Genomic DNA, 6,000 nt, shown 5'->3' with positions numbered 1-6,000 from the left:
CTGCCGAGTGGCATCGCGCTGCCAGTCCTCCCGCTGGCGGCGGATCTGGGTGATCTCGACGCTGCCGCGCCGCTCGGCAGTCGCGCGGAACGCGGCGCCCGCTTCGATCGCCTGAAGCTGCTCGGGATCGCCGACCAGCACGACCTTTGCCCCGCGCTTCTCGGCTTCGGTGATCACACGCTCCATCTGGCGCGTACCGATCATCCCGGCTTCATCGATCACCAGCACGTCGCGGCTGGTGAGAAGATCGCGATCCTGCGCCCATTGATGTTCGAGGCTGGCGATGGTGCGTGACGCGATGCCGGAGCCGCTTTCCAGATTCTCGGCGGCGATGCCGGATAGCGCGATGCCCTGCACCTGATAGCCCGCGTCCTCCCACGCCTCGCGTGCCACCCCGAGCATCGCTGACTTGCCCGTGCCGGCATAGCCGATGACAACTCCGAGCCCTTTAGCGTCAGTGACGTGCTCGAACGCACTGCGCTGCTCGGGCGAGAGGAACATGTTGCGTGCCGCCGCGCGCGCTATAGCCACATCGCGATGGCGCTCCCCGACGGTGTGCTGATCGCGATTGGCCAAAACTCCGGTCGCGCGTTCGAGGCGTTGCTCGGTCTCGATCATGTCGCGGCTGGTGAAGCGATCCTCGCCGCGCCCGTCCTTACCGAGCGCGACCAGCTCGGGCGCTCCGCGTACTGCCGCCATCACGCGATCGAACTGTGCTTTATCCTCGCTATGTCGGTGCGCAAACATGGCGAGGTCGCGCGTCGTAAACGTCGACTGCGTGCGCGTGATCGCCTCCAGCGCGATCCCCGGGTTAGCGACTATCTTCTCGCCGTTGGCGCGGGCGATTTTGAGGTGCTCGACGGCGCGCTCGGACTCCAGACCCTGCGCCGCCATGCGCGAAGCGGCCGGACCGATTTTGTGCTGCGGCTCAAGGTCGATGCCCTGCGCTTCCAAGGATCGGTGATCGATCCGCGCATCGATATCCAACTCAGCGAGCCGCGCATTGACGTGCTCGCTCCAGCGCTCGCGCCATTTCTCCAGCAGATCGGTTCTGTTCCAGTCGCGGTTCTTCTTGCCGAACCCGTCCTTGCTGACCTCCCGCATCGTAAGCATCACATGCGCGTGCGGCTTCGCAAGTCCATCTGCACCGATATCCCAGTGGACATTGAGATCGGCGATCATGCCGCGCTCGACAAACTCGTTGCGTACAAAGTCTCGGGCAAGCTCGATACCCTGCTCCTTGGTCATCTCCCGGGGAATCGCGAACTCGATCTCACGGGCAAGCTGCGCGTCCTTGCGCAGCTCGGCGGCCTCGACCGCGTTCCAGAGGCTCTCGCGATCCGACAAATGCTCGGGCGCCCCGTCCGGCAGCATCACTTCGGAGTCGACGACGCCCGCCTTGTTGGAGAAGTCATGGTGCCGGTCGAGCCGCTGGTCGTGCAGCCGCGAGGCGGAGCGATATGCCGCCGACGCCAACGCACTCGATCCGGCGGCGCGCGAGATGACTTTGGCCGAGAAATGGTAGATCGCCATGACGGCAATCTACTTACACTTCAGAAGCGGCGTCGGCACGACGTATAAGCGCGCCCTCCAAAGAATTCATCTTTCTCGGGACTGATGAATCCCATGAGATTTCAGGGCGTTGAGCTTGATCGAATGGTCCGATAACTGGTGCGCCTTCCCCGTGCAATTGAGGAAGGACCAATGCGCAAACCCCGCGATTTCGATGCCGAACTCGAGGCGCTAAACGACAAGGCGAAGCAGCTTAGAGAGCGCAAGCTGCGCCAGCTGGGCGAACTGGTCGTGGCAACTGGTGCCGACGCGCTCCCGATCGAGCAGCTTGCCGGGCTGCTGGTTGCGGGTATCGAGAGCAAAGACTCAGGAGCAAAGGAAAGCTGGCGCAAACGCGGCGCGGCGTTCTTTCAAGGCTCGCGTCGCGCTGGTGGCCGCGTTGACACGAACCCGCGTGGCGCACACGCGAGTGACGGCGGCGAGTCACCGACTGAGCGCCAGGATCGCACGTGACGACAAGCGGGCGTGGGTGGTGAAACGTCGCGAGCGCACGCGCCAGCTGATCGAACTTGGCGGTCTCGTCGCCAAGGCCGGGCTGATCGAGCTTACTGATGATGATCGCGCGGTGATCCTCGGCATTCTGGTCGATGCCGCCGCCACGTTGCGCAGCGAGGATCGCGACAAGGCGCTCCTGCTTTGGTGGCGGCGCGGCAAGCGCGCGTTTGAGGCGCTTGCCCCCGAACGCGAACCCCGCGCATAGGCCCGGCGATGACCGAAGACCTTGAAGCGACGATCCTCGCCTTTCTCAAGCGCGCGCCGGAATGGGTCCGCCGCGACCTGACCGCGAAGGATCAAAGCGCCCGCGCCCAGGCCGAAGAAGCGTTCGCTGCAATGCTGGCGGACGCCCTCCGGCGCGTAGCACCTTGAGTCATTGAGACGCGAGCGCCGCGCGATCAGTCGCGCGGCGCGAGCCGCCGTTCGCAGACGTCCCGCACCACGTTTTGCAAGACGTCGATCCGCTCCACGAGCCAGGCCAGCTCCTCCGGGGTGATCTTGTAATGGGGCGAGTAGCGCGCGTTCACATAGGCCTGCTGCAGCAGCTCGAAGCAGCGACGTGCGAACTTGGTGTCGCGCGGCCACACCGCGATCAGCTCGTGAACCAACGGCTCCGCCTGCGCGCGCAGGAAATTCAGCTTGTGTGATTTGGGGCTGTAGAGCGTCAGCGTCAGCAGTGCGCAATGGTAGAAGCGCTCGGCCGTCTGATGAAGATCGAACGCAGCATCTTTCAGATAGCCCTTTTCGATGTCGAATTTTGCAATGTCAAAACGCTTCTGCGCCGCTGGGAACCACTCATCAAAATACTTCCGCGCCTCCGCGCGCGCAGTCTCTTCCGTGAGCGGCTGCGGGGTCGCGAACGGGTGGCCGTCGGCCTCATAGAGCACGATGCCCTGCTGGATGGCATCGATGAAAAACGGGCGACCGCGCATCAGCTGATCGTTCACCTCAGCGAGGCTGTGAACGATGAACGCGACCGGCGCGCTGATCCGCTTGGAGATGGTCACCTCGCGGACGAAGTGGTCATCCGCCTTGGCCCAATACTCCACCGGGTCGGTGAGCCGGTCGTCGCTGACAACAACCAGAATATCATAGTCGGAATAATAGCCCCCGACCGGGTCCTCTACCCAATCGCCGCGCGCGTAGGAGCCGTAGAGGATCACCTTGAGGATGCGGCCCTGCTTCTTCCACTTCTGGGTGGCGAGCGCGGTCGCATCCTCGAACTCGGCGAACAGTATCTGCACGATGCGCTCCAGCTCGCGTTGCTTGGTCGATGGAAGATGGTCGAGGCTGGTCCGCATGGGAGCATCCTAACGGCATGAAGTTGCTTGGGACAGCCTCGCCGGCGAAGCGGCGAGGCCGCGCGATCGTCATCGCCTCCGCCATTCGGCGACCCGCCGCAGGATGCGCTGCCACCACGAGACAGAGGGACGTCCGTCGAGCGCGTCGAGAAGAGCAAGCATGCTCTGCGCAAAATGCTGCTCGACCTGTTCGGCGCTGAGCCCGGTCCGCTCGGCGATTTCGGCATAGGACAGGTCGTCCAACCGGATCGCGAGGAAGATCTCCCGCTGCAGCTTCGGCATGCGCTGCAACTTAGCCTCAAGCCGCTTGAGGATTTCGGGATCGGTGGGGCGCTCGCTCATGACAACGCCTCCCCGGAAGGCGCAAAGGCGAGCAGATAGTCTGCCGCCTTGCTGGCGGCACCCGCCGCGCGGAAGATCGCGCGCTCGTCGTCCCTCAAGACCGCAAGCCACGATGCGATGTAATCGGCATGCCGGACGGTCGGCGCGATCGCCAGCGATGCGCACGCAAACGCGCTCGCCATCTCAGCGACCAGTTCCTCGCGCGCATAATCCGCGCTGCCGAACCCGCCGCGCTGGTTTCGGTCCAACCGGCTGCTGTGCCCGGTCCAGTGGCCAAGCTCGTGCAACGCGGTGCGATACCAGTTGATCGGCTCGCCGAACGCTGCTTGCGGCGGCACCGCGACATAATCGCCACCCGGCGAGTAATAGGCCTCGCCCCCGCCAACCCGGAAGTCCGCACCGCTCGCGTCGATCAGGCTGCGCACCTGCGGCACGATATCCGCCCCGGCCGGAAGCTCGGGCAAGTCCGTGAACCGCTCGGGCAATCCCTCGCACTGCGCGACGTTGAACACCGTAAACCGCTTCAGGAACGCCAGCTGCCGCGCCTCGCGATCCTCATCGCGCGCGCGTTCCACTTCGTCCTTGGGCGTGAAGCGATCCGCATAGCAGACGGTCGTTCCCCGCTCGCCTTTGCGGACAGTGCCGCCGGCAGCCTGCGCCTGCTTGAAGGTCAGCCAGCGCTGCGACGCGCACTTTCCTTCAATCACTGCCGCCCACAGGATCAGCACATTGATCCCCGAATAACGCCGCCCGGTCACGGCGTTGGCAGGCATGGTGCACCCGCATGAAGCCGCATCCCAAGGCTGCACCCAAGGCAGCCGCCCTTGCTCCAGCTCGGCAATCACCCGCGCCGTCACCTCGGCATAGAGGCTCGAACGCTCGTTTCCGGTCTTCATCGCTCCTACTCCTTCCAAACCACCGCAACCGGCGCCGGAATGGCGGGGGTGGGCGGCAGGAGCGGACCGGCGATCCCGCCGACGGAGGCGGGCCGCACCCGAAGGGCCGGAATGCAATGGAGGACCCCGGCACAGCCGGGGTTGCGGCACGCCGCGGCGGGTTCAAAGGGTAGCGACGCCCACCTCCGCCAGATCGCGCTCGGCGCGCCAACGCCACCGCGCCCCGGCGCGGTGACCGCAGCAGATCAGCGCGCAGCGCTGCTCAGCTCGAACCGAGCTGCACAATCATGCACTCTCGAAGCCGGTCGGCCGTCGCGGCGGCGTGCGCGCGCAGCTGTGCGCCAGCCGCCGCCGCGCCCTCCGGCCGGATCGAGTGTGCCACGCGAAGAACCAAGGCACTGCGGACTCTGGCGGCATCGGAGAAGTCCGCCAGCGCACGCTCATCAAATGCCGCGTTCCGCTGCCGGGCAGCGCCCGGCCCGCGTCATGCGATCGTCACCTATAAAGGCCGAGGCGCAGCAGGCGACTCGGCGGCGCGCCAGCAGCGTAGAGCGCGGTCACGCCACGCGTGCGACACCCTGATACTTCACCCTCAAACGACCAACCTACGCCAGAGCTCGTATTTGCACGCTGGCACCGCACAACACCCTCCCGACACCAGAGAGGGTCTGTTCAGAGGCAAGGATTCCTGCCCAAATTACCCCCGGGGGCACCAGTCAGACGCAGACAGTGTAAGGAAAAAGCAATGCAGGCCCAAACTCCTGATCGCATCCTCCGGATCAACACGGTCCTCGCTCGTACGGGGCTCAGCCGGTCAACCATGTACCGGAAGATGCAGAACGGCACGTTCCCGAGAAACATCCAGATCAGCACGCGCTGCGCCGGCTGGCGGGAGTCCGCGATCGAAGCCTGGCTGCGCAATCCGATATTCTACAGTGTCGTCGACCGGCCCCTCGATTGACGCCAAGCGGTCGGGTAGTCTGGCGATGCCGTCACCTTGACAAATCAAGGCAGCGTCCGCCTGTAATGTGGCCGTGGGGAAAGCTGTCTTCCGACAACGCGACAGCCGAAGCATCACGTCACAATCCATCAATGACATTTCATGCCATCCATCCAGTCGATTTCTCGCTATAAGCTTTTCCTGCGGCTTGGCAGCGGAGCACAATTATCGGCGCACGGCCCTGCTCAAACGTGGCGAGTAATGGCCACCTGATTCCCGGCTCCATTCGGCGCGACGGCAGCAACTTTGCGGGGTGTGCAGCGCAGTTCAGTGACCGTAAAGTCTTCGCTCCATGCGAAGATAGATGGAATTTCAAGCGAGGCGTCGCGGAATGCTTGCGGTGCGCAGACGCAAACGCTGGATTACTCGACGTCGTTGCAGGCGGAATTATTGA

General features: G+C 64.4%; 8 protein-coding genes. 4 read left to right on the top strand and 4 right to left on the bottom strand.

Annotation, left to right across the window (positions count from 1 at the left end; genetic code table 11):
- A partial coding sequence (gene traA, locus VGN66_RS09505; protein WP_327518554.1) for a Ti-type conjugative transfer relaxase TraA occupies positions 1-1,533 on the bottom strand: 1,533 nt, incomplete at its 3' end.
- Positions 1,534-1,704: 171 nt separating this feature from the next.
- Here traA and VGN66_RS09500 point away from each other — a divergent pair.
- The 3 genes from VGN66_RS09500 to VGN66_RS09490 are packed head-to-tail and all read left to right on the top strand — an operon-like array spanning position 1,705 to position 2,439.
- A complete protein-coding gene (locus VGN66_RS09500; protein ID WP_327518553.1) occupies positions 1,705-2,025 on the top strand; it encodes a conjugal transfer protein TraD in 321 nt (106 codons plus the stop codon).
- A gap of 19 nt (positions 2,026-2,044) precedes the next feature.
- Positions 2,045-2,272 (top strand): conjugal transfer protein TraD, encoded by a 228-nt coding sequence (locus tag VGN66_RS09495; RefSeq protein ID WP_327518552.1) that lies wholly within the window; start codon positions 2,045-2,047, stop codon positions 2,270-2,272.
- An 8-nt stretch (positions 2,273-2,280) separates the two neighbouring features.
- Positions 2,281-2,439, top strand: a complete 159-nt coding sequence (locus VGN66_RS09490; RefSeq protein ID WP_327518551.1) for a DUF6771 family protein — start codon at positions 2,281-2,283, stop codon at positions 2,437-2,439.
- A gap of 26 nt (positions 2,440-2,465) precedes the next feature.
- Here the strand turns inward: VGN66_RS09490 and VGN66_RS09485 are convergent, their stop codons facing one another.
- The 3 genes from VGN66_RS09485 to VGN66_RS09475 all read right to left on the bottom strand — a co-directional run bounded on the left by VGN66_RS09485 (position 2,466) and on the right by VGN66_RS09475 (position 4,606).
- A complete protein-coding gene (locus VGN66_RS09485) occupies positions 2,466-3,368 on the bottom strand; it encodes a nucleotidyltransferase and HEPN domain-containing protein (RefSeq protein WP_327518550.1) in 903 nt (300 codons plus the stop codon).
- A 69-nt stretch (positions 3,369-3,437) separates the two neighbouring features.
- Positions 3,438-3,710 (bottom strand): sigma-70 region 4 domain-containing protein, encoded by a 273-nt coding sequence (locus VGN66_RS09480; RefSeq protein WP_327518549.1) that lies wholly within the window; start codon positions 3,708-3,710, stop codon positions 3,438-3,440.
- On the bottom strand, positions 3,707-4,606 hold the full coding sequence (locus tag VGN66_RS09475) for an ArdC family protein (protein WP_327518548.1): 900 nt from the start codon (positions 4,604-4,606) through the stop codon (positions 3,707-3,709). Before VGN66_RS09475 ends, VGN66_RS09480 begins: the two co-directional genes overlap by 4 nt.
- Before the next feature lie 745 nt (positions 4,607-5,351).
- On the opposite strand from VGN66_RS09475, the gene VGN66_RS09470 reads away from it, so the two are divergent.
- Positions 5,352-5,567 carry a helix-turn-helix transcriptional regulator gene (locus tag VGN66_RS09470; RefSeq protein ID WP_327518547.1) on the top strand — a complete coding sequence of 72 codons (216 nt, stop codon included), beginning with the start codon at positions 5,352-5,354 and terminating at the stop codon, positions 5,565-5,567.
- Positions 5,568-6,000 lie beyond the last annotated feature (433 nt).

This window comes from Sphingomonas sp., assembly GCF_035998645.1.
Lineage (GTDB): Bacteria > Pseudomonadota > Alphaproteobacteria > Sphingomonadales > Sphingomonadaceae > Sphingomonas.
The sequence above is the reverse complement of the archived record's forward strand: the minus strand, read 5'-3'. Positions and strand labels throughout refer to the sequence as shown.